General features: G+C 68.3%; 18 protein-coding genes. 13 read left to right on the top strand and 5 right to left on the bottom strand.

Features of this window, described 5'->3' with window-relative positions:
* Positions 1 to 40: 40 nt before the first annotated feature.
* Positions 41 to 1225: a molybdopterin-synthase adenylyltransferase MoeB gene (gene moeB / locus AC5RWX_RS03830; RefSeq protein ID WP_494096987.1), complete on the top strand. Its 1185-nt coding sequence runs from the start codon at positions 41 to 43 to the stop codon at positions 1223 to 1225.
* Positions 1226 to 1288: 63 nt separating this feature from the next.
* On the opposite strand, the gene AC5RWX_RS03825 is transcribed toward moeB, so the two are convergent.
* Positions 1289 to 2620: a glutamyl-tRNA reductase gene (locus tag AC5RWX_RS03825; protein WP_494077080.1), complete on the bottom strand. Its 1332-nt coding sequence runs from the start codon at positions 2618 to 2620 to the stop codon at positions 1289 to 1291.
* Positions 2621 to 2812: 192 nt separating this feature from the next.
* On the opposite strand from AC5RWX_RS03825, the gene hemE reads away from it, so the two are divergent.
* The 9 genes from hemE (at position 2813) to AC5RWX_RS03780 (ending at position 12895) form a co-directional block, all read left to right on the top strand.
* Positions 2813 to 3874 carry a uroporphyrinogen decarboxylase gene (gene hemE, locus AC5RWX_RS03820; protein ID WP_493938614.1) on the top strand — a complete coding sequence of 354 codons (1062 nt, stop codon included), beginning with the start codon at positions 2813 to 2815 and terminating at the stop codon, positions 3872 to 3874.
* A 2-nt stretch (positions 3875 to 3876) separates the two neighbouring features.
* Positions 3877 to 5352: a protoporphyrinogen oxidase gene (gene hemG / locus AC5RWX_RS03815; RefSeq protein ID WP_494096986.1), complete on the top strand. Its 1476-nt coding sequence runs from the start codon at positions 3877 to 3879 to the stop codon at positions 5350 to 5352.
* A 63-nt stretch (positions 5353 to 5415) separates the two neighbouring features.
* Positions 5416 to 6123 (top strand): hydrogen peroxide-dependent heme synthase, encoded by a 708-nt coding sequence (gene hemQ / locus AC5RWX_RS03810; RefSeq protein ID WP_493938618.1) that lies wholly within the window; start codon positions 5416 to 5418, stop codon positions 6121 to 6123.
* A 56-nt stretch (positions 6124 to 6179) separates the two neighbouring features.
* Entirely contained in the window at positions 6180 to 7313 is a 1134-nt protein-coding gene (locus tag AC5RWX_RS03805; protein ID WP_494097051.1) for a ferrochelatase, read from the top strand.
* 2 nt (positions 7314 to 7315) lie between these two features.
* Positions 7316 to 8281: a hydroxymethylbilane synthase gene (hemC, locus tag AC5RWX_RS03800; protein ID WP_494097050.1), complete on the top strand. Its 966-nt coding sequence runs from the start codon at positions 7316 to 7318 to the stop codon at positions 8279 to 8281.
* 2 nt (positions 8282 to 8283) lie between these two features.
* Positions 8284 to 9204, top strand: a complete 921-nt coding sequence (locus AC5RWX_RS03795; protein ID WP_494096985.1) for a uroporphyrinogen-III synthase — start codon at positions 8284 to 8286, stop codon at positions 9202 to 9204.
* A complete protein-coding gene (gene hemB, locus AC5RWX_RS03790) occupies positions 9201 to 10175 on the top strand; it encodes a porphobilinogen synthase (protein ID WP_494077077.1) in 975 nt (324 codons plus the stop codon). The genes AC5RWX_RS03795 and hemB overlap by 4 nt, the downstream gene beginning before the upstream one ends.
* A gap of 72 nt (positions 10176 to 10247) precedes the next feature.
* Positions 10248 to 11582 carry a glutamate-1-semialdehyde 2,1-aminomutase gene (gene hemL / locus AC5RWX_RS03785; RefSeq protein WP_494096984.1) on the top strand — a complete coding sequence of 445 codons (1335 nt, stop codon included), beginning with the start codon at positions 10248 to 10250 and terminating at the stop codon, positions 11580 to 11582.
* Between the two features lie 167 nt (positions 11583 to 11749).
* Positions 11750 to 12895: an AI-2E family transporter gene (locus AC5RWX_RS03780; RefSeq protein ID WP_494096983.1), complete on the top strand. Its 1146-nt coding sequence runs from the start codon at positions 11750 to 11752 to the stop codon at positions 12893 to 12895.
* A gap of 99 nt (positions 12896 to 12994) precedes the next feature.
* Here the strand turns inward: AC5RWX_RS03780 and AC5RWX_RS03775 are convergent, their stop codons facing one another.
* From AC5RWX_RS03775 to AC5RWX_RS03760, 4 genes are all read right to left on the bottom strand, one after another.
* Positions 12995 to 13834, bottom strand: coding sequence for a MetQ/NlpA family ABC transporter substrate-binding protein (locus AC5RWX_RS03775; RefSeq protein WP_494077074.1), 840 nt, complete (start codon positions 13832 to 13834; stop codon positions 12995 to 12997).
* Positions 13835 to 14020: 186 nt separating this feature from the next.
* On the bottom strand, positions 14021 to 14755 hold the full coding sequence (locus AC5RWX_RS03770) for a methionine ABC transporter permease (RefSeq protein WP_494077073.1): 735 nt from the start codon (positions 14753 to 14755) through the stop codon (positions 14021 to 14023).
* Complete coding sequence (locus AC5RWX_RS03765) at positions 14752 to 15744, bottom strand: methionine ABC transporter ATP-binding protein (protein WP_493938626.1); 993 nt, start codon at positions 15742 to 15744, stop codon at positions 14752 to 14754. Before AC5RWX_RS03765 ends, AC5RWX_RS03770 begins: the two co-directional genes overlap by 4 nt.
* A 183-nt stretch (positions 15745 to 15927) precedes the next feature.
* Positions 15928 to 16626, bottom strand: a complete 699-nt coding sequence (locus tag AC5RWX_RS03760) for a 3'-5' exonuclease (RefSeq protein WP_493943456.1) — start codon at positions 16624 to 16626, stop codon at positions 15928 to 15930.
* Between the two features lie 119 nt (positions 16627 to 16745).
* On the opposite strand from AC5RWX_RS03760, the gene AC5RWX_RS03755 reads away from it, so the two are divergent.
* Genes AC5RWX_RS03755 through AC5RWX_RS03745 form a run of 3 tightly spaced genes read left to right on the top strand, consistent with a single transcriptional unit; the run spans position 16746 to position 23724 of the window.
* On the top strand, positions 16746 to 17120 hold the full coding sequence (locus AC5RWX_RS03755; RefSeq protein WP_493943455.1) for an MGMT family protein: 375 nt from the start codon (positions 16746 to 16748) through the stop codon (positions 17118 to 17120).
* On the top strand, positions 17117 to 20371 hold the full coding sequence (locus tag AC5RWX_RS03750; protein ID WP_494096982.1) for an ATP-dependent helicase: 3255 nt from the start codon (positions 17117 to 17119) through the stop codon (positions 20369 to 20371). The genes AC5RWX_RS03755 and AC5RWX_RS03750 overlap by 4 nt, the downstream gene beginning before the upstream one ends.
* On the top strand, positions 20368 to 23724 hold the full coding sequence (locus AC5RWX_RS03745; protein ID WP_494096981.1) for an ATP-dependent helicase: 3357 nt from the start codon (positions 20368 to 20370) through the stop codon (positions 23722 to 23724). Before AC5RWX_RS03750 ends, AC5RWX_RS03745 begins: the two co-directional genes overlap by 4 nt.
* Positions 23725 to 23735: the final 11 nt, after the last annotated feature.

Raw genomic sequence — 23735 nt, 5'->3', positions numbered from 1 at the left:
TTTACGCACCAGTCATGGTTCAGCGGCGTAGATTGGAACAATGACCACTCAGGAACCCGGGCAGCTGCCGCCGCTGGTGGAGCCGGCGGGAACGCTCAGTAAAGACGAGACCGAACGGTACTCGCGGCACTTGATCATTCCGGAAGTCGGCATGACGGGCCAACTACGGCTGAAGAACGCCAAGGTCCTGGTGATCGGTGCCGGCGGCCTGGGCTCACCGGCCATGCTGTACTTGGCCGCAGCGGGTGTGGGCCGGATTGGGATTGTGGACGACGACGACGTGGAGGCCAGCAACCTGCAGCGGCAGGTCATCCACAGCATGGCCGACCTGGGGCGCAGCAAAGCAGCCTCGGCCCGGGACAGCATTCTGGCACTGAACCCCGGCGTGGACGTGGTGCTGCACGAGGTCCGGCTGGACTCCGGCAACGCGCTGGACATCTTCTCCGGCTATGACCTGATCCTGGATGGCACGGACAATTTCGCCACCCGCTACCTGGTCAACGACGCCGCCGCGCTGCTGGGCAAGCCCTACGTGTGGGGTTCCATCCTGAGATTCGACGGACAGGTCAGCGTCTTCTGGGATGCCCACGGCCCGAACTACCGCGACCTCTACCCGGAGGCGCCCCCGCCCGGCTCGGTGCCGTCGTGCGCCGAGGGCGGCGTGCTGGGTGTGCTGTGCGCGCAGATCGGCTCGGTGATGGTGAACGAAGCGATCAAGCTGATCACCGGGATCGGGCAGACTCTGCTGGGCCGGGTGCTGGTTTTCAACGCCCTCCAGATGAGCTGGCGTGAGCTGAAAGTGCGCAAGGACCCGGACGCCGAGCCGATCACCCGGCTGGTCGACTACGAGGCTTTCTGCGGAGTGGCGCCGGCGCGTGAAGTGGACAGCGACCACGCCGTGGACGCCCGCACCCTGTCCCGGATGCTGGCCGACCGCGACGCCGGCAAGCGGGACTTCCAGCTGATTGATGTCCGGGAGCCCGGCGAGCATGAGGTAGTCAGCATTCCCGGTGCGGTGGTGATCCCGAAGGCCCGGATCCTCTCCGGCGAGGCCATTGATGACCTGCCGCGGGAGCAGGACCTGGTTTTCCACTGCAAGTCGGGAGTCCGCTCCTCCGAAGTGCTGGAGAGCCTGCTGGCGCAGGGCTACACGCGGGTGTCCCACCTCGACGGGGGAATCCTGGCGTGGGTCAGGGACGTAGAGCCAGCCAAGCCGGTGTACTGAGGCCCCTGCCGGTAACCTCAGGCCGGGCCGGGCGTGCTGAAGCGGGTGTCCTGAAGCGGCGGATCAGGCGGTGGCTGCGTCGTCGTCGTGCAGCACTGCCACGGGACAGGAGGCGGCATCCGCGGCTGCCGGCAACGCCGGCTCCTCCACGGTAATTCCGTACAGCGCTTCCAGCGCGGCAATGTAGCGGTCCTGCTCGCCGTTGGCGGCCAGCTCGCGCGCCCGCACGGTGGGCAGGTGCAGCAGCTGCTTGACCATGCGCCGCATGGCGAATTCGACTTCCTGGGCCGGGCCGGTGCAGCCGTGCTGGGAGCGGACCTTCTCCAATTCGTTCTCCAGCACCTGCATGGTGTGCTTGCGCAGTGCCACAATGGCCGAGTCCACGCTGCGTGCCTGCTGGCTGGCTTCGAAGCTGCGGGCTGCCGTGGCCACGATTTCCGCCGCCTGCTGGACCGATTCCGCCTGCTCCTCTGGCGCGGCCATGCGCACGGATTCCAAGGTGATCAGTTCCACGCCCTCGAGGTTGCCAACGGCGGGGTCGAAATCGTGGCTCAGCGCCAGGTCAATAATGGTCAGCGGCTTGTCGACGCCGGTGCGTACGTCGGCCACGCGGTCAGCGCTGACCTGGTTGTCGCCGCCGCTGCATCCGATGACCACGTCGGCGGCGGCGATGGCCGGGCCCAGTCCGGCATGGGTCAACGGGGTGCCGCCCCGGGTGTCGGTGAAGGCCTCGGCACGTCCGGACGAGGAATAGACGCTGATCTGGGTGCAGCCGCGCTCGCGCAGCAGCGCCATGGTGGCTCCGGCATACGCGCCGGTTCCGAAGAGGACAACCTGCTTGCCCGACCAGTCTTTGTCGGCAGCCAGATCCGTGGCCAGGTCGAGGGCGACGGAAACGATCGAGAGTCCGCGGCCGCCGAGGGCGGTCTGCGTGCCGACATCCTTGGCTGTGCGGGACGCGGTCTGGAACAAGCGGACCAGTCCGCCGCTGGCGGTGCCCTTCTCCTGTGCTTCGATCAGCGCCCGGCGCACCTGGCCGGCCACCTCGCGTTCGCCCACGACGGCCGAGTCGAGGCCGGCCCCGACGGCGAACAAGTGGCGGGCAACATCCTCGCCGGTATTCAGGTCGAAGGAGTCGGCAACCAGTGATTCGTCCAGGCCCGAGCTGCGGCTGATCTGTTCGATGATGGCGGCGCGCGCGGATTCCAGATCGGATTCGCTCTCGGCCTCGCAGTACACTTCCACCCGGTTGCAGGTGGCCAGGACAACGGCGCCGGAGACCGGGGATCCGTCTGCGAGCACGCCTGTATCGATCTGGGAGGTGCCGGCGCTCAGGCGGGCCACAGTTTCCAGATCGACCTTGGAATGGGTTGCAACGAGTGAAAGTAAGACCACAGCGCCTCTATCTTAGCGGGAAGGAAGCCTCAGCTCATTCAAGCTTCGCCCATTAACCCTGTGTTAACCTGCCATCGGCCGCAGCGGCGGCGGTGAGATTGCCCACTCCGGCCTGGCGGAAGCCGGGCCGGCGGCGGGGTGGCGTTCCTCCGGGTTGGCCAGAAGTGCGGCCGCTGGATGAGAATCTATGTCATGACACTGAATGCTTCCCATCCTTTGCTGGACGGGCGTACCGCTGATTCCGACCTGATCACCGCCTACCGCGGCGGCAAGCCGAGCCGCCGTCCTGTCTGGTTCATGCGGCAGGCCGGGCGGTCACTGCCGGAATACCGGGAAGCACGCCAGGGCATCGCCATGCTTGATGCCTGCCTGAAACCGGAACTTGCCTCCGAGATCACGCTTCAGCCGGTGCGGCGCCACGATGTGGACGCCGGAATCTTTTTCTCCGACATTGTCATCCCGTTGAAGCTGGCCGGGGTGGATGTGGACATCGTTCCCGGCGTGGGGCCGGTCCTGGGTGCCCCGGTCCGCACCGCCGCCGACGTCGCGGCGTTGCCGGAGCTGACGGACGAGGCGCTGGAGCCGATCCGTGAAGCCGTCCGGCTGACGGTGGCGGAGCTCGGCAAGAAGCCGCTGATCGGGTTCGCCGGCGCGCCGTTCACGCTCGCGGCCTACATGGTGGAGGGCCGGCCGTCCCGCGACCATCTGGGCCCGCGCACCATGATGCATGCGGACCCGGAGACCTGGAACGCCCTGGCTGGCTGGGCCGCCGACGCGTCCGGCAAGTTCCTGCGCGCCCAGCTGGAAGCGGGAGCCAGCGCCGGGCAGCTGTTCGATTCCTGGGCCGGCTCGCTGTCGCTGGCCGACTACCGGCGGCGGGTGGCACCGGCGTCGATCCGGGCGCTTGACCATGTCCGCGACCTGGGCGTCCCGCTGGTCCACTTCGGCACCGGCACCTCCGAGCTGCTCGTCGCCATGCGCGATGTCGGCGCCGACGTGATCGGCGTTGACTACCGGTTGCCGCTGGACGAGGCGAACCGCCGGCTGGGCGGCCGCACGCCGCTGCAGGGCAACATCGATCCGGCGCTGCTGTCGGCACCGTGGGAGGTGCTCGAGTCCCATGTCCGCGATGTGCTGGCCGCCGGCAGCGCCGCTCCCGGCCATGTGGTCAACCTGGGCCACGGCGTGCCGCCGGAAACGGACCCGAAGGTACTGACCCGCGTGGTCGAACTGATCCACTCGGTGGCGCCGTAACCATGCAGCACCCCGCCCACCAGCACGAATCCCGCCGCCCCGAGCGGCAGGGCGGGCGGAAGCCCAAACCGAGCACCGCCGTCGTTATCGGTGGCGGAATAGCCGGCCTGGTTTCCGCGCGCGAACTGGCGCTGGCCGGCGTCGACGTGACGGTCCTGGAGCGCAGCCCCCGGTTCGGCGGCTGCGTGACGCGGCACGAAGTCGGCGGGCTGACGCTCGACGCCGGCGCCGAATCGTTCGCCACCCGCTCCAGCGTGGTCTCCGACTTGGTCGCCGAGCTGGGGCTGGGTGCCGATCTGGTGCAGCCGAACCCCGCCGGCGCCTGGATCCAGCTGCCGGACGGAGCGCAGCGGCTGCCGAAGACCGGTGTACTCGGGATCCCGGCGGACCCCTCGGATCCGGACGTGGTGCGGGCCATCGGGCGCCGGGCCGCGCTGCGCGCCTCCGGCGACAAGGTCATGCCGCTGGGATCGTTGCTGCGCCGCGAGCAGCTCAGCCTGGGCGAGCTGGTGCGCACCCGGATGGGCGATGCCGTGCTGCAGAAACTGGTGGCGCCGGTGGTCGGCGGGGTGTATTCGGCGGATCCGGATGTGCTGGAAGTGGATTCGGTGATGCCCGGGCTGCGCGCCTCGGTGGCCTCGCACGGGTCGCTGACTGCCGCGGTAGGTGCCATCCGCAAGGCCGCCCCGGCCGGCTCCAACGTGGCCGGCATCGCCGGCGGAATGGGACGGCTGACCGAGGCCCTGCTGGCCGATCTGAAGACCCGCCACGTCTCGCTGCATGCCGGCGCGGCGGCCACGTCCGTCACCCAGTACGACGGCGGGTGGTCGGTGGAGTCGGCGGCGGGCACCTTCACGGCGGACGCGGTGATGATGGCCGCCGACGGAGGCGCCGCGGCCCGCCTGTTGGCCGGCACGGTGCCGGGCCTGGCCGGGCTGGAACCCGAAGCGGGTCCCTCGGTGGCCCTGGTGACGCTGGTGGTGGACCTGCCGGAGCTGGACGCGATGCCGCGCGGCACGGGTCTGCTGGTGGCGCCGTCGGTGCGGAACGTCAAGGCGAAGGCGCTCACCCATGCCACCGCCAAGTGGCAGTGGCTGGCAGACGATGCCGGTCCGGGCAGCCACGTGCTGCGGTTGTCCTACGGTCGCGCGGTGGGGCAGCAGGGTGCGGAGGATTTCACCGGCTGGACCGACGACGAGCTCTACCGGCAGGCGCTGGCGGATGCCGGCTCGCTGATGGGCGTGGGCATCGGCGACGACGACGTGGTGGGCTGGAAGGTGGTGCGCTGGATCGGTGCGCTGCCGTCCGCGACGGTGGGGCACCGCGACCGCGTGGCTGCAGTACGCCGCGAACTGGCCGCCCATACCGGGGTGGACGTGACCGGCGCGTGGCTCGCGGGCACCGGTTTGGTGGCGGTAGTGGGCGATGCACGCCGCCGCTCGCGGGAGCTCGCCGCCCGGCTGCAACCCGCAGCCTGATCTTCTACAATGTGTAGAAGTAAAGTTTTCGGTTAATTACGATCAGAAGGCAGACTGGTAAGCATGAGCCAATCGGTAAAGTCAGAGTCAGCAACCCCCGCCGCCGGCGGCACCGACGAGGAGCTGTTTTACACCCTCTGGACGGTTTTCAAGCGCACCGGTGGGCCGGTCGATCCGTCCGCCGCGGCAGCGTTCGATGACACGGTTGCAGAACTGGCCGGCCGCAACGTCACGCTGCGCGGCGCCTACGATGTTTCCGCCATGCGTGAAGATGCCGACGTGATGATCTGGCTGCACGGCCCGCAGCCGGACGAGCTGCAGGCAGCGGTCCGCACCATCCGCCGCACCGGGCTGTTCGCCGCCACCGAGCTGGTCTGGTCCGCAATGGGTGTCCATCGCGACGCCGAATTCAGCAAGAACCATGCGCCGGCCTTCTCGCTCGGCAAAGAGCCGGAGGCCTGGCTCTGCGTCTACCCGTTCGTGCGCTCCTACGAGTGGTACCTGCTGCCGGCCGAGGAGCGCGGCAAGATGCTGCGCGACCACGGCATGCTTGGCCGTGACTTCCCGCAGGTGCTCGCCAACACCGTTGCATCGTTCGCCTTGGGTGACTGGGAATGGATCCTGGGCCTGGAAGCTCCCGAGCTGATCGACCTGGTGGATTTGATGCGTCACCTGCGCTACACGGACGCCCGGAACCACGTGCGAGAAGAGATCCCGTTCTACACCGGCAAGCGGATCAGCACGGCCGAAATCGCCGAGGTGCTGCGGTGAGCCAGCCAGCCGACTCCACCTTCGACCCGCGTGCGGGCGTGGCTCCCGACGGGACCATGCAGCCCAAGAACTATGACGCCCTGCTGCTGGCCTCCTTCGGCGGGCCCGAAGGCCAGGACGACGTCCTTCCGTTCCTGCGCAACGTCACCAGCGGCCGCGGCATCCCGGACGAACGGCTTGAGGAAGTCGCCACCCACTACCGGGCCAACGGAGGCATCAGCCCGATCAACGCGCAGAACCGTGCGCTGAAGTCCGCCCTGGAAGCAGAGCTGGCCCGCCGCGGCATCAACCTGCCGGTGCTCTGGGGCAACCGGAACTGGGACCCCTACATCGCCGACGTGTTCAAGGAAGCCTACGACGCCGGCCACCGCCGCGTGCTGGCCGTGAGCACCAGCGCCTACTCCGGCTACTCCAGTTGCCGGCAGTACCGCGAAGACTTCGGCATGGCACTGGTGGAAACCGGGCTGGCCGGCAAGCTGGAAGTGGACAAGGTCCGCCAGTACTTCGACCACCCGGGCTTCGTGGAGCCGTTTGTGGACGGGCTGGCCGAGGGCCTGAACCGGGTGCGGGCCGATCTGGCCGCGCAGGGCGCAGCGGACGCACCGGTCCACATCCTGTTTGCAACCCATTCCATTCCGGTCGCGGACGCCGAGAACGCCGGCCCGCGCGGTGTGGAGTACGAGGGCGGCAGCGCCTACGTGGCGCAGCACCTGGCCACCGCCCGCGCGGTGCTGGACCGGGTACCGGAAGCTGCCGGCGTCGCCTGGTCGCTGGTTTACCAGTCCCGCTCCGGCGCACCGCACGTGCCATGGCTGGAACCGGACATCAACGACGCGATCGAGGAACTGCCGGCGCAAGGCATCAAGGGCGTTGTCATCGTCCCGCTGGGCTTTGTCAGCGACCACATGGAGGTGGTCTGGGACCTGGACACCGAGGCGCTGGAAACCTGCCGCACCCTCGGCCTGGCCGCAGCCCGCATCCCCACGCCCGGCGTGCACCAAAAATTCGTCGAGGGGCTGGTGGACCTCGTCTGCGAACGGACCCTGGACCAGCACCAGGCGGAACGCCCGGCACTGACCGCGCTGGGCCCGTGGATGGACGTCTGCATGCCCGGCTGCTGTGCCAACCGCCGCGGCGAAAAGCCGACCGTCGCGGGGATGGATTCAACCGTCGGGGTGACGCAACCATGACCGTGACCGTCCGCGTGGGTACCCGCGCCAGCGCCCTGGCCGTCACCCAGACCACCACGGTGGCCGAGGCTCTGGCCGCCGGGGGAGCGCTGGAGTACGAACTGGTCCGGATCAAGACCGAAGGCGACGTGCTCAAGGGACCGCTGGCCCAGATCGGCGGCACCGGTGTGTTTACCGCCGCCCTGCGCGAGGCGCTGCTGGATGACCGCTGCGACGTGGCCGTGCACTCGCTCAAAGACCTGCCCACCGGCGTGGCCGAGGGCCTGCAGATCGCAGCCATTCCGGTACGCGTGGACGTCCGGGACGCGTTGTGCGCCCGCGACGGCCTGACCCTGGCCGAACTGCCGGACGGGGCCAAAGTGGGCACGGGTTCGCCGCGCCGGGCGGCGCAGCTGCGCGCCGCCCGCCCCGACCTGGACGTGGTGGATATCCGCGGCAACGTGGACACCCGGCTGGGACGGGTCAAGGGACTGACCGGTGAAGCGAGGGTGGAAGGAAAGCACGCAGATCTTGACGCCGTCGTGCTCGCCGCCGCCGGACTGGCGCGGCTGGGCCGCACCCAGCATGTGACGGAACTGCTGGATCCGTCGGTCATGCTGCCCGCTCCCGGGCAGGGAGCCTTGGCTGTTGAGTGCCGGGTGGCCGACGCCGCGGCCGGCACGGCGCTGGCCGGCGCGCTGGCTGACTACGACGACGCGGAAAGCCGCCTGGCGGTGACCGCCGAACGCTCGCTGCTGGCGCGGTTGGAAGCGGGCTGCAGTGCTCCGGTGGGCGCGCTGGCACGGGTCGACGCCGGCACCTTGGTGCTCAAGGCAGTGGTCTGCAGCCCCGACGGCAGCCGGTTGTTGCACGGCGAGCAGCAGGTGCAGGCAGCCGGTTCGGAAGACGCTGTGGCGCTGGGCGCCCGACTGGCTGAAGAGCTGCTCGGCCGGGGCGCCGGCGACTTGATGAGTCAGGCTGGCCACTGACCATGGCGTTGCTGCGGCAGCGCGGGGCGCCGGAGAACCAGCTCCACGGGCTGCGGGTGGTGCTGCCGCGCACGCCGGATCGGGCAGCCGGAATGGCCGCCGAACTGCTCCGGCGGGGCGCGTCGGCCAGCGTCCTGCCCCTGATCGATTTCGAGCGGACCGACAAGCCGGGCGAACTGGACGAAGCCCTCACCCTGCTGGCCCAGCGCAAGGTGGACTGGTTGGTGATTACCAGCATCACCACGGTGCGCGCGCTGAAAGCGTGCGCTCAGGAGCGCGCAACCAGCCTGGCCGCCCTGGTCGGGGACACCAAGGTGGCCGCCGTGGGCACCCCGAGCGCCCGGGCGCTTGAGGCAGAAGGACTCTCGGTGGACTTGGTTCCGCCCGGCAGCATGGACGCCGTCGGTCTGGTGGACGCCTGGCCGCTTCCGCCCGAAGACGCGAGCCGGTCGACGGAGCGGATGACGGTGCTCCTGCCGCAGGCGGACATCGCCGCCCCCACGGTGTTCGAAGGCCTGATGGCAAAAGGCTGGCAGGTGCTGCCCGTGACCGCCTACCGAACCGTGGATTACCCGGCCCGGCCGGAGCTCCGGCTGACGGCGCCACTGGAGATCGCCTCCCGGGAGCGTGCCGATGGCCTGGAAGTGATCACGGCCGCCGATTTCCGCAGCCGCGCACTCGACGGCCGCGTCGACGCCGTCGTTCTGACCTCGCCCAGCGTGACCAGGAGAGTGGCCGGACTGCTTGACCCCTGGCCGTCCGGGCTCCGGCTGATCGCCATCGGCGCCAGTTCGGCACGGCAGGCCGCCGAGCTGGGGCTGGAGATCGCGGCGACCGCTGCCGAACCGACCCCGTCGGGCATTGCCGACGCGCTCGCACACACCTTGGAGCGCCAGCCAACCGAAACGGAAGGAACGCCATGAGCTTCCCCTACCACCGGCCCCGTCGACTGCGGGCCACCGAAGCGATTCGCCGGATGACGGCGGAGGTCCGCACCCACCCGAACCAGTTGATCCTGCCGGCGTTCATCCGCGAAGGCATCAGCGAACCGGTCCCGTTGCAGTCCATGCCGGGCGTGGTCCAGCACACCGCGGACTCGCTCAAGCGGGCGGCCGCCGAAGCCGTGGAACTGGGGCTGGGCGGCATCATGCTTTTCGGCATTCCCGCCGTGCGCGACGCGGTCGGCAGCGCGGGAGTGGACCCCGACGGCGTCCTGAACCGCGCCATCGCTGATGTGAAGGCCGAGGTGGGCCATGACCTCGTGGTGATGAGCGACGTGTGCCTGGACGAATTTACCGACCACGGGCACTGCGGCGTGCTGGCTCCGGACGGCACCGTGGACAACGACGCCACGCTGCCGATCTACGCCGAAATGGCTGTGGTCCAGGCGGCGGCCGGAGCCGACGTGCTGGGTCCGTCCGGCATGATGGACGGCCAGGTGGCAGTCATCCGCCAGGCCTTGGACGAGGCCGGATACCAGGACGCCTCCATCCTGGCCTACGCCGCCAAATATGCCTCGGCCTTCTACGGGCCGTTCCGCGAAGCCGTGGATTCGCAGCTGACCGGAGACCGGCGGACCTACCAGATGGATGCCGCCAACCGGCGGGAGGCCGTCCGCGAAGTGGAGCTGGACCTGGCCGAAGGCGCCGACATCATCATGGTCAAACCCGCGATGAGCTACCTGGACGTCCTGTCCGACGTGGCGGAAATGTCCCCGGTGCCGGTGGCCGCCTACCAGATCTCCGGCGAGTACGCGATGATCGAGGCGGCCGCGGCCAACGGCTGGATCGACCGGAAGGCCGCCATCCTGGAATCCGTCCTCGGCATCCGCCGCGCCGGTGCCGACATGGTGCTGACCTACTGGGCCCCGGAACTGGCCCGCTGGTTGAAGTAACCATCCCAACTCCCTGGCGCTGCGGACACCACACCGCAGCGGACTGAAGCTGTGCCGAAAGGAACCAAGACCATGACTGAAGCCGCCCGCTCCGAGGAGCTCTTCGAACGCGCCCGCCAGCTGATGCCCGGCGGCGTGAACTCGCCGGTGCGCGCCTTCGGCTCCGTCGGCGGAACCCCGCTGATGATGGTCAGCGGCCAGGGCGCCTACCTCACCGACGCCGATGGCCGCGCGTACGTTGACCTGGTCTGCTCGTGGGGGCCGGCCCTGCTGGGCCACGCCCACCCCGCCGTGCTGGACGCCGTGCACTCCGCGGTGGACCGCGGCCTGTCCTTCGGCGCGTCCACGCCCGCGGAGTCGGAGCTGGCCGCCCTGGTCGTCGGCCGGGTCTCCGCCGTCGAGCGGCTGCGCATGGTCTCCACCGGTACCGAAGCGACCATGACCGCGGTGCGCCTGGCCCGCGGCTACACCGGGCGCAACCTGGTGGTGAAGTTCGCCGGCTGCTACCACGGCCACCTGGACGGGCTCCTGGCCGCTGCCGGTTCCGGGGTCGCCACGCTGGCGCTGCCCGGCTCCGCCGGCGTCACCGAGGCCACCGCCGCCGAGACGCTGGTGCTGCCGTACAACGACATCGCCGCCGTGGAAGAGGTCTTCGCCGCCCGCGGCAGCCAGATCGCCGCCGTCATCACCGAGGCCGCACCGGCCAACATGGGCGTGGTCACCCCCGCCGACGGCTTCAACGCGGCCCTGTCCCGGATCACCCGCGAACACGGGGCGCTGCTGATCCTGGACGAGGTGCTGACCGGTTTCCGCACCGGCTATGCCGGCTACTGGGGGCTGACCGGGGGAGCCGAGGGAACAACCGATCCGTTCGTGCCGGACCTGCTGACCTTCGGCAAGGTCATCGGCGGCGGCATGCCGGTGGCTGCCCTCGGCGGCCGCGCAGACGTCATGGACTACCTGGCCCCGGTGGGCCCGGTCTACCAAGCCGGTACGCTCTCCGGCAACCCGATTGCCATGGCGGCTGGCGTCGCGACGCTGACTGCCGCAACGCCGGACGTCTACACGGCCATCGACTCCCGCTCGCGCGACCTGCAGGCCGCGCTGTCCGCCGCCCTGTCCGAGGCCGGAGTGGACCACAGCATCCAGACCGCCGGGAACCTGTTCAGCGTGGCCTTCGGCACCTCGGCCAACGGCGTCCGCAACTACGCCGATGCGCAGGCCCAGGAGGCGTTCCGCTACGCGCCGTTCTTCCACGCGATGCTCGACGCCGGCGTCTACCTGCCGCCGTCGGTCTTCGAAGCGTGGTTCCTGTCCGCCGCGCATGACGACGCCGCTATGGACAAGATCTTTGCGGCCCTCCCGGCGGCCGCGCGGGCCGCCGCGGCGGCGGAACCAACGGCCTGACCCCCGTGGCGAGGCCCGGCGCCGGACAGCGCCGGGCACGCTCCGCCGTGCCCGGGCCGGACCTCGGCATGGCAGACTGGTGAAGAAACCGGTCCCCGCGTGGGACCGTAGTGCCGAATCGTCAAACCAGGGGAGTGCAGATGGGCCTGTTGTCCAGGCGCGGGCAAATGCAGGAAACGCACGACGGCGGTGCAGGCACCGCTCCGGAAGTCGCCGTCCAAGTGCCGCCGCGGTCCATGTGGTCGGACGGCCTGGGCCGCACGGCCACCCGTTCGGCGCAGCTGCTGTTGGCGCTGGCGCTGGCCGTGGTGGTGATCTACGGGCTGCTGCAGCTGCGGCTGCTGGTCATCCCGTTCCTGATTGCCTTGATCTTGGCCGCGGCGGTGAGCCCGGTCGTGGGGCTGCTGCGCCGCTGGGGTTGGTCCCCGGCGCTGGCCACGGCCACGGCGTTCCTCGGGATCCTTGTGGTGCTCGGCGGGGTGGTCACCGGAATCGTCTTTGCGGTCCGCAGCGAATCGGATGAATTGGTCCGCTCCGCCAACGAGGGCTGGCTGGAGCTGCAGGAAATGATGGCCAACTTCCCGCTGCCGGTGAGCCAAGGGCAGATTGACGAAGCCCTGGCCTCGGTGGTGGACTTCCTGACCAGCGCTGCCGCCGGACGCAGCGCCCTCAGCGGGTTGTCCACCGCGGCGGAAATCATCACCGGGGCGGTCCTGATGGCCGTCATCCTGTTCTTCTTCCTCAAAGACGGTCCGCGGATTTGGGGCTTTTTGCTCAGCTGGTTCCCGGCGGCCCGGCGGCCCAAGCTGGAAGAGGCCGGATCGCGTGCCATGGACGTGCTGGGCAGCTACGTGCGGGGGACCGCCACCGTCGCCGCAGTCGACGCGTTTTTCATCGGCCTGGCACTGTTCATCCTGCAGGTTCCGCTGGCGCTGCCGCTGTCGGTGCTGATCTTCATCGGCGGATTCATCCCGATCGTCGGTGCCACGGTTGCCGGCATCGTAGCAACCCTGGTGGCGCTGGTGGCGAATGGCCCGGTGGCCGCGCTGGTGGTGGTCGCCGTCGTCATCGTGGTGCAGCAGTTGGAAGGCAACTTCCTGCAGCCGGTGGTGATGGGACGCTCCGTGAGCCTGCACTCGCTGGTGATCCTGCTGGCTCTGACCGCAGGAACCATTCTGGGCGGCATCATTGGTGCAGTCTTGGCCGTGCCGGTGACGGCGGTGTCCTGGGTGGTCATCCAGGTCATGACGGGGCGAAACTCCGGCGAGCATCCGGAGCCGGTCCGGCAGCGGAGCCGGTCAGAGACGCGCTGACCAAGAAGGCGATTAAAAAAGGCGAGGTCCCCGGAAGCCGAAGCTTCCGGGGACCTCGCCCGTTGCAGCCGCTGGGTTCAGCGGTCAGCTACGGGGATTTTAGAAGGCGGGGAACACGTCGCCGTTGGGCCAGGTCTCCTCGATGAACTTCTTCACGTCCGGGCTGTGCAGCAGTTCTTCGAGCTTGGCGATGGCCGGGTTGTCGTCGCCGGCCTTCCACACCAGGAAGTTGGCGTACGGGTTGTTCTCGGCCGATTCGACGATCACCGCATCATCAGTGTTCAGGCCGGCATCCAGGATGAAGTTGCCGTTGATGATGGCCAGGTCGATCTTCGGGTCGTCGATCAGCTGGACCAGGATTTCGGGCTGGTTCTCCTCGAACTTCAGGCCCTTGGGGTTCTGCTCGTCGGTCAGCGTCAATGCCGCCGAATCATCCTCGATGCCCTTCAGCAGGCCCGCGGCTTCGAGCATCTTCAGTGCGCGCGGCTGGTTGCCCGGATCGTTGGTGACCGCAATGGTAGCGCCCTCGGGGATGTCCTCGACGCTCTTGTGCTTGGACGAGAATCCGGCGTACGGCTCAATGTGGATGCCTTCGCCGTGTTCGAAATCGTAGCCCTTGTCGGCCACCTGCTGGTCAAAGAAGGCCAGGTGCTGGAAATAGTTGGCGTCCAGTGAGCCATCGTTCAGGGCGATGTTCGGGGTCTGGTAATCGGTGAATTCCTTGATGTCCAGGTCGATGCCGGCATCCTTGGCCAGATTTTCGTCCACGAACTGCAGGATCCGTCCCTGCGGGACCGGGGTGGCGCCCACCGTGATCGTTGTGGGATTGGCCGGATCCAGCGTGGCATCAGCGCTGGGGGTGGAATCAGAGCCACCGCAAGCCGTCAGCGCCAAGGCCGCGGCCAGGCCGGTACCAATGAGGGTTAGTGCTTTACGCATCTGCGTGCGTTCCTTTCAACTAACCGGGGCAGCCGAAGACGGCCCATCCCGGATATGGTGCAGCTAGCGGCTACTGGCTGCATTCCTCCGCGGCCTCACGGCCGGCGGGAGCATGGGGGAGCGGGACGGCATTGTCCCTGAACTGAGTGTTCCTGAACTGTGTCTCTGAACCGGCCGAAGGACGGTTCAGACAGCGGTGACGGGCTCGTGCCGGCGTTTCCTGCTGCCGGCCTGGGCTGCGCTGCGGTGGTCCACGCGCCGGGCCACGGCATCCCCGGTCCACTGGATCAGCTGGACCAGGACCACCATGATCACGATGGTGACAATCATGACCGTGGTGTCGAACCGCTGGAAGCCGTAGTTATAGGCGAGCTGGCCCAGGCCGCCGCCGCCGGTGAGGCCCGCCATGGCGGAGTAGCCGACCAATGTGACCACCGTGGTGGTCAGGGCGGCGACCAGCCCGGGCAACGCTTCGGGAACCAGGACCTTGGCCACAATCTGCAGCCGGGTGGAGCCCATGACCGTCGCGGCATCGATCTTGCCGGAGCTGACGTCGCGCAGGGCGGTTTCCACCAACCGCGCGAAGAACGGCACCGTGCCGATGGTGAGCGAGACACAGGCCGCCAGAGCGCCGATCGACGTGCCGGTGATCGCCCGGGCCAGCGGGATCAGCGCGATCATCAGGATGGCGAACGGAATGGACCTGGTGATGTTCACGATGACATCGGACACGATCCGGTTGGTCAGCCGCATGGGCCGCAGGCCGCCCGGGGAGCTGGTGTAAAGGAAGATGCCCAGCGGCAGCCCAATCAGCAGAACAAAGAAACCCGAGACACCCACCATCAGCAAGGTTTCGCCGAAGGCCTTGGGCAGGGCCTTGGTGATGGCCGGATTGGTCATCAGCTCATTGATGAAGTTCATGCTGTCTCTTCCTGGACGACGCGTACGGCAACGCCCTGGCCGGTCAAGTGCCGGGCGAGGGAAGCGGTGTCTGCCCCGGCCGGCAACTGGATGCGGAGGTGGCCGAACTGGGTGCCGGCCAACGACTCCACACTGCCGGCCAGCACGTTCAGGTCCATGCCGAAGGTGCGTGCGGCCCCGGTGAGCACCGGTTCCGACGCGCTGTCGCCCGAATACAGGATTTCCATCACCGTGCCGCTGCCGTTCGTTTCCGCCGGCGGCAGCGGCAGCAGCGTGCTCGAGAGGCGGCCGCCGAGATCGGCCGCCACGTTGCGCAGCGGGCCATGTTCGACGATCCGGCCCGCCTCCAGCAGCGAGACGGAGTCGCAGATGCGTTTAATGACCTGCATCTCGTGCGTGATGACCAGCACGGTCAGCTGCAGCCGCTGGGTGAGATCCTGGATCAGTGTCAGGATTTCATCGGTGGTCTTCGGGTCCAGCGCCGAGGTGGGCTCATCACAAAGCAGGACGTCGGGATCGGAGGCGAGGGCGCGGGCAATGCCGACGCGCTGGCGCTGGCCGCCGGAAAGCTGGGACGGATAGGCGTTCTCGAACCCCTCCAATCCGACCAGCTTGAGCAGTTCGGCCACCTTTGCGCGGATCGCTGCCCTGGGCGTCTTGACGATCTCCAAGGGATGCGCCACGTTGTCGGCGGCGGTGCGCGAATCCATCAGATTGGCATGCTGGAAGATCATCCCGATGCGCCGCCGGGCCGTTCTGAGGTCGGCGTCCCGGGCTGCGCTGAGTTCCGCCCCATTGATTGATACCGAGCCCGACGTCGGGCTGTCCAGCAGCGTAAGGCACCGTACCAGGGTGGACTTTCCGGCTCCGGAATGGCCGACGATGCCGTGGATGGACCCCTTGGGAACGGACAGGCTGACGCCGTCGAGGGCCACCACTTCGCGGTTGCCCTGGCGGTAGACCTTGCGCAGGTCGGTAACGGTGATCATGAAACCTCGGGGAGTTGAACTCAGAAAGCATCGGCGGCCGCCATAGCATGCGCCGCCGCAGAGTCTTAATTATGACAGCCGGGCCAGCGCGCCGGAATTCGACCAAAGGTTGCGTCATACGACGACCCGAAGTTGACACTCGAGCGCTCAACAGCTGCGGCAGGATTGCTGCAGAGGGAAGCGTCAGACGGCCACCGGCATCAAGCGGACGGGCCAGACGCCGTCTACGACTGCTTCCGGGTCAGTGCGCCGCAGCCATTCCTGAAAGCTGGCGGCCTGTTGCGCGCACCAGCCGATTTGCCGTTCATGCAGTTCGGCGGCGTCGACGCACAGCCCTGAGTAGCGGCGGGCCAGGGCATCCGCGACTCCGATAGTTGCCAGCGCATCGGCCGCCGACGTGTGCGCAGCCTCCAGGCGCACGCCATAGAGTTCGCACAGCGCCACCAGAGTGCGTTTCCCCCGCCGGTAGCGGTCCATCTGCTTATCCAGAATGAACGGATCGATCACCGGCGTTGCGGTCGGGGCTAGCAGGCCGTACCGCGAACATTCATTGGCCAGCACGGTGAAATCGTAGGCGGCGTTGAAGGCCATGACGGGAATGCCGGCGTCAAAGAAGCCGGCCAGTGCCTCGGCGATCCCGGCCGTGGCGGTGGCTGCATCGAGGCCGTCGGCGCGGGCACGCTCCGTGCTGACCCCGTGGATCGCGGCCGCTTCGGCGGGAATGTCGACGCCGGGGTCTACCAGCCACTCACGCTCCTGCACGGGACGGCCCGCTTCGTCGACCAGGACCAGGGAAGCCGTCACGATCCGAGCCGTATGCGGATCGCGGCCCGTGGTTTCCACATCGAAGGCGGCCCGGGGACGTTTATGCCAGCTGTTCATGCCGGTAACCGTAGCGGCCGGGTCGGACGAAACCGGGGAGGCGCAGCGGCGCGCGGGAAACTTTGGGCCCCGGTGCCTTGCTGTAGGGCAGCATGGGCAGGCCAAATTACAATGGTGTAATGCGGGAAGCGGTGGTGGAGGCGGTGCTGGACCTCGCAGCGCTCGTGCCGCGCGGCCGCGTGCTGTCGTACGGGGACGTCGCCGAACTGCTCGACGCGGGCGGGCCCCGGCTGGTCGGCAGGATCATGTCCCTGCATGGGAATGCGGCTCCTTGGTGGCGGATCATCCGTGCCAATGGTTCTCTGCCCGATGAGCTGATGGCGCGGGCGGTGATGCACTACCGCCGGGAAGGGACCCCGCTGGCCGAGCCGGCTGCCGGACCGGCTAAGGTGCGCATGGCCCAGGCCCGCTGGATGCCCCACGACGAAGATTTCGCCGCGATCGAGCGGCTGCGGCGCAAAGTGTCCGAGGCGACTGATGGGATGGGCGCATGATGCAGACGAAGCCGCCGGCCGGGCTGAGGCTGGTCCGGCCCGAGACCAAGTCCGCCGGCGCCCCGCTGCCGAGCCAGGACCAGGCAGAAGTCATCGGCCTGCCTGCCGGCTGTGGTCCGGTGCTGGTGCTCGGCGGCCCGGGCACGGGGAAGACGACCGCGTTGGTGGAGCACGCGGTCCGCCGCGTGGAAGAAACCGGGCTGGACCCGGCGGGTTTGCTCTTCATGGCCCCGAACCGGCTGGCCGCCTCGCGTCTGCGGGATGCCCTGACCGCCCGGCTGGACCGCAGTCTGGGCACTTCCCTGGCCAGGACGTGGTCTGCCTACGCCTTCGACCTGATCCGCCGGGCCCGCGTGGAAGGGCTGCTGCCGCTGGTCGAACGGGCGCCCCGACTGTTGTCCGGGCCCGAACAAGACCAGATCATCGCGGAACTGCTGGCCGGCCACCGTGCCGGCTATGGCCAGGGTGCCGGCTGGCCGGAAGACCTGCAGCAGGCGTTGGGTACCCGCGGCTTTCGCCAGGAGATCCGCCAGCTATTCGACCGGTTAACCGAGTACGGCAGTACCGCCGCGCAGCTGGAGCAACTGGGCGTTGAGTGCGGCCGCCCGGACTGGGTCGCGGCGGCACAGCTTTACCGCGAATACCGGGACCTGATCGACCTCCGAATGCCGGAGGCCTTCGACCCAGCCGGCATCATTACATCGGCCCGCCAGCTGTTGCTGGAGCATCCGGGACTCCTCGACCGGGAGCGCAGCCGTCTCCAGCTGATCCTGGCTGACGACCTGCAGGAAGCCAATCCCGCCGTCTTCGAGCTGCTGGCCTTGCTCGTCGAGGGACAGGACGCCGTGCTGGCCGCCTCGCCGGACACAGTCGTCCAGGGCTTCCGCGGCGCCCGGCCGGATGTGATCGGCCAACTTCCGGGACTCCTCGGCACCCGGGACAAACCCCTGCAGACGCTGGTGTTGACCACCTCGCACCGGATGGCGCCCGCAGTCGCGGCCTCCTGGCAATCCACCGCGGCCAGAATCTCCCAGGTTGCCGGTGCCCACCGCGCCCGCGACCTCGTCCATCCTGGGGCTGAAGCCGGAGCCGGTGCCGACCCCGGCCGCGCTGCCGCGGTGCAGGATGACGCGCCTTCCGCCAGTGCGCACGTGGTGGCTTCGCCCGTCCATGAGCACCGCTATGTTGCCCAGCGGATCCTGGAAGCCCGGTTGTTCGAGGGGTACAGGCTCAGTGAGATGGCCGTCATCGTCCGGACCGGCGGCCAGCTCTCCGCCCTCGCTCGCTACCTCACGGGCCAAGACATTGCGGTCAAAGTTCCGGTGGCTGAAACCGCAGTGCGCGACGAAGCGGCGGTCCGGCCGTTGCTGGATGCGTTGGCGATGGTGCTCGATCCGGACCTGCTCACCGCCGACACCGCCGTTGCCCTGCTGACCTCCAGGATCGGGGGCGCTACGGCAATCGACCTGCGCCGCCTGCGCCAAGCACTGCGGCGCGAAGAGCTGTTGGGCGGCGGGGGCCGGTCCAGCGATGCGCTGCTCGTGGAGGCGCTGGGCGACGCTGCGTTCCTGAGCACCCTCGGACGGGAAGGCGGAGCCGCGCGGAGGGTCGCGCGGATGCTCCAAGCCGGCCGGGAGGCGGCGTCCGCGCCGGGAGCCAACGCGGAGACGGTGCTCTGGGCCTTGTGGTCCGCAGCCGGGCTGGCGGACCGCTGGGCTGCGCAGGCGCTGCAAGGCGGACCGGCCGGCGTCCGGGCCGACCGGGATCTCGACGCCATGATGGCGTTGTTCCAGACGGCCGAACGGTATGTCGACCAGCTCCCGGGCTCGAGCCCGCGGCAGTTCCTGGAGTACCTGCTGAACCAGGAACTGCCGATGGACAACCTGGCGCCGCGGGCCCAGGTGCGCGAAGCGGTTGAGCTGCTCACTCCAGCCTCGGCGGCCGGCCGGGGCTGGCCGCTGGTCATCGTGGCGGGCCTCCAGGAAGGAGTGTGGCCGAATACCCGGCTGCGCGGCGAACTGTTGGGCAGCACCCAGTTCGTCGACGTCCTGGAACACGGGGCCGAGGAAGCGCGGCGGATCGACGCGGTATCCCGGCTGCGCGAGATCCGGTACGACGAATTGCGCAGCTTTTCCACCGCAATCTCCCGCGCCGAACGCCGGCTGATCTGTACGGCCGTGCAATCTGAAGATGCCCAACCGTCCCAGTTCTTGGATCTGGTCGACCCCTGGCTGGACCCGGAAAGCCCCCGGCCGGCCACCGAAGTACTCCGGCCGCGCACGGTGCGGGCGTTGGCTGCGGAACTTCGGCAGGCGGCCCAACAAGCAACGGACCGTCCGGAACAAGCTGCTGACGCTGCGGCAGTCCTGGCAATGCTGGCGGCCAGCCCGGTGCCGGTACCCGGTGCGCATCCGCGCGACTGGTGGGGACTGTTGCCGCTGAGCAGCACGGCACCGGTGGTGCCGGAAGGGGAACCTGTCCCGGTATCCCCGTCGAAGGTGGAGGCTGTCCAGAAGTCCCCGCTGGACTGGTTCATCCAGGCCGCCGGCGGCGAAGCCGCGACCGATTTTGCCCGCAGCCTGGGCACCTTGGTCCACGGTATTGCGCAGGACTTTCCCGAGGGCACCGGGAACGAATACGTGGCGGAACTCGTCCGCCGCTGGCCACAGTTGGGCATGAAGCAAAACTGGGAAGGCAGGCTGGACTTCAACCGGGCCGAAGGCATGGTCCGCAGGCTGGCCCAGTACGTCGTCCAGATGCGTTTGGAAGGCCGCAGCTTGCTCGGCGTAGAGCAAGACTTCTCAGTGGATTTGCAAGGTCCCGAGCGCGTGGCCAGACTGCGCGGACAAGTGGACCGGTTGGAGTTGGACGCCGATGGACGCCTGCACATCGTGGACCTGAAAACGGGCCGCTCGGCCCCCAGCAAAGCGGAGCTGGAGCGGCACCCCCAGCTCGGAAGCTACCAAGCGGCGGTGGCGGCCGGAGGATTTTCCGGGCACAAACCGGCCGCCGGCGGCGCCTCCCTGGTTCAACTCGGGCAGGACCTGAAATCGGTCAAGGTCCAACAGCAGGAAAGCCTGGCCGACGGCGAAGACTGGGCGACGCCGATGATCCATGAGGCGGCAGCCCTGATGTCTGCCGCGCAATTCGAAGCCCGGCACGATCCGCAGCGCTCCCGGAACGGCGGCCACGGCTGCCGGGCACCGGAAATTTGTCCCCTGTGTGCAGAAGGAAGGCAGGTCACCGAATGAGCATCGGATCGGTTACCACCACTTACACCCCGGAAGAACTCGCCGGTTTGCTGGGCCAGCATCTGCCCACCGCCGAACAATCCGCCATCATCAGTTCCGCGATGCAGCCCCTGCTGGTCATTGCCGGCGCCGGATCGGGCAAGACAGCAACCATGGCCGACCGCGTCGTCTGGCTCGTGGCCAACGGCCTCGTCCGGCCGGACGAAATCCTCGGCGTCACCTTCACCCGAAAAGCCGCCGGGGAACTGGCCGCCCGGATCCGCGCCCAGCTGGCCAGGCTGGACCGCAAGGGGCTGCTGCCGCAGGAGGCAGACAACGCTGCCGGGTTCGTGGAGCCCAAGGTCTCCACCTATCACTCCTACGCCAATGGCCTGGTCAGCGACTACGGGCTGCGCCTGGGCATCGAACGCGACGTGGTCTTGCTGGGCACAGCGCAGTCCTGGCAACTTGCCAGCCACTGCGTGGAAGCCTACGACGGACCCATCGAGCACTTGACGGCCGCCAAGTCAACGCTGGTCGGCTCGGTGATGCAGTTCGCCGGGGAATGCTCGGAGCACCTGGTGACTCCTGAGCAGGCGGCCGATTACCTGGCCGCCGAGGTGGAGCGGATTGCCGCGCTGCCTTATGTCGACGGCAGCACCAAGCCAGCCAAGCAGGACGTGCGGAAACTGCTGGACCGGCTGCGGACGCGGATCACGGTGGCGGGCCTCGCCGCCGCTTACAACCGGGCCAAGCGGGAACGCGGCGTGCTGGACTATGGCGATCTTGTTTCGCTGGCGGCGCGCATCGCCCGGGAAGTGCCGCAGGCCCGCCAACTCGAACGCAGTCGCTACAAAGTGGTGTTGCTCGACGAATTCCAAGACACCTCCCACGCCCAGATGGTGTTGTTCTCCGAGCTGTTCGGCGACGGGCATGCCGTGACGGCAGTGGGAGACCCCAACCAATCCATCTATGGCTTCCGCGGCGCTTCCGCCGGCCAGCTCTTCGCCTTCCAAGAGCAATTCCCGCTGGTGGACGACGACGGACGCCGGGCGCCCGCTCCGGCGGGCTTCCTCACGGTGGCCTGGCGCAACAGTGAAAACATCCTGCGGATGGCGAACCGGATATCCGCCCCGCTGAACAGGGAAGACCCGAACCGGCCGCGCCCAGGCCGGATCAGCGTCCCGCCGCTGCGACCCCGGCCCGGAGCCACGGAAGGAACAGTGGCATTGGGGCGGTATGCGACGGAGGCGGAAGAAACCAGCGCCCTTGCCGATGCGATCGAACGAGCCAGAATGACGGTCTTCTCCCGGGACCCGGAAACAGGCAGGGCAGAGCAGGTCAGCGCCGCGGTCTTGTGCCGGCGGCGAGCCCAGATCCCCGGCATCGCTAAAGCGCTGGAGGAACGGGGCATTCCCTACGAAATCGTGGGGCTGGCCGGTCTGCTGGCCCAGCCCGACATTGTGGACCTCGTGGCCATGCTGAGGGTCCTGGCGGATCCGGGACGCTCCGACGCACTGATGCGGTTGCTGGCTGGTGCCCGCTGGCGGATCGGCCCCGCCGACCTCATGGCCTTGGCTGACTGGTCGCGCTTTCTGGAACGCAAGCGCCTGAGCGCCGTCCAGGCCGGCGAAGCTCCCGACCTTGACCGCAATGAGCCGACTGCGGAAACTGTCGTCGAACACGATCTGGCCGAGGCTGCGTCCCTGATTGAGGCGCTCGACCGGCTGCCCAGGCCGGGCTGGACCTCCCGCTACGGACGCTCGTTGACGCCTGTGGCGCTTGAGAGGCTGACCCGTTTGGCGGACGAGGTCCGCTACCTCCGCAGCTTCATCGGCGATGACCTGACGCTGCTGTTGGGTGAAGTGGAGCGCACCATGTTGCTGGACATCGAGGTCGCTTCGAAACCCGGCCAGAGCATCCATCAGGCGCGGCGCAACCTTGATGCCTTCCACGACGCTGCGGCCGCGTTCATGCAGACGTCGCAACGCGTTGACCTGCTGGCTTTTCTCGCCTGGCTGGAAGCCGCCGCCGCCGAGGAAGGCGGCCTGGACATGGCTCAGGTGGAGGTGCGGCACGATGCCGTGCAGTTGCTCACGGTCCACGCGTCCAAGGGGCTGGAGTGGGACGCCGTCTTTGTGCCTGGGCTCAACGACGGCGCTTTCCCGTCGTCGTCGGACAGCCGGTGGAGCAGCGGCCACGCGGCGTTGCCCTGGCCGTTGCGAGGGGACCGCTTTGATCTGCCCCAGTGGGACACCGATCAGCCGGACCAACTGTCCTGGCTGAACGCGGAAGCGGACTATAAAGCGGATGTGCAAGCGCACGGCGAAGACGAAGAGCGCAGGCTGGCCTACGTCGCCTATACCCGGGCCAAGCACCTGCTTGTCTGCAGCTCCGCTGGCTGGTCCGGCAGCAAGGTCAAGCCAACAGCGGTTTCTGTCTTCCTGGCCGAACTGCATGAGTTATCGCAGAGCGAACCCGGTACGGTGCAGGTGGCGCACTGGGTCCAGGACCAAGATCTTGGACCGGAGAATCCGTTCCGCGCTGAGATGGAAACGGCGCTGTGGCCCTTCGACCCCCTGGAAGGGCCGCGGGTCTACCGCAACGGCGTCCCGCAGCGGCAACGTGCCGGCCGCCGCGCGGCCATGGAACAGGCAGCCCAAGCTGTACTCGAATCCATGGCACAGGACCGCCAACCTCCTGCGGATTCCTCGTGGGCGCATGAAGCCCGACTGCTCTTGGAGCGGCACAACGCCGCGCCAACTGCCGGAGAAGTGCAGTTGCCGGCACACATCTCCGCATCGCTGCTGGTGGACTTGGCCGACGATCCGGACGAAGTCACTCGGCGGCTGCGCCGTCCGGTGCCGCGCAAGCCCGGCATGGCAGCCCGCAAGGGAACAGCCTTCCACGGTTGGATCGAGGAATACTTCGGCACCACAGGGATGCTGGACCTTGAGGAATATCCGGCGGCGGCCGACTCCTACATCGACGAGGCCTACGACCTGGACGGGCTCATCAAGACGTTCAAGGACTCCGAATGGGCCAACCGGGTGCCGGCAGCCATCGAAGTGCCCGTGGAGACCCGGGTCGGCGACGTCGTGGTGCGCGGGCGCATCGACGCCGTCTTCCGCGATGCCGACGGCTGCTGGGACCTGATTGACTGGAAGACCGGCACAGCGCCGACGGGGCGGCAGTTGACCGTCAAAGCCGTGCAGTTGGCCGTCTACCGGCTGGCGTGGGCCCGGTTGCACGGTCTTGATCTGGACCAGGTCAAGGCCGCGTTCTACTACGTTGCCCAGGACCGGCTGGTGAGGCCGCACGACCTCGCCGGTGAGGAGGAACTGGAAGCAGCCGTCTTACGGGCCTACGCCTAGAAGGGCAGCCC

The organism is Arthrobacter sp. SPT-J7 (assembly GCF_059089965.1).
This window is presented reverse-complemented; position numbering and strand designations above follow the sequence as displayed.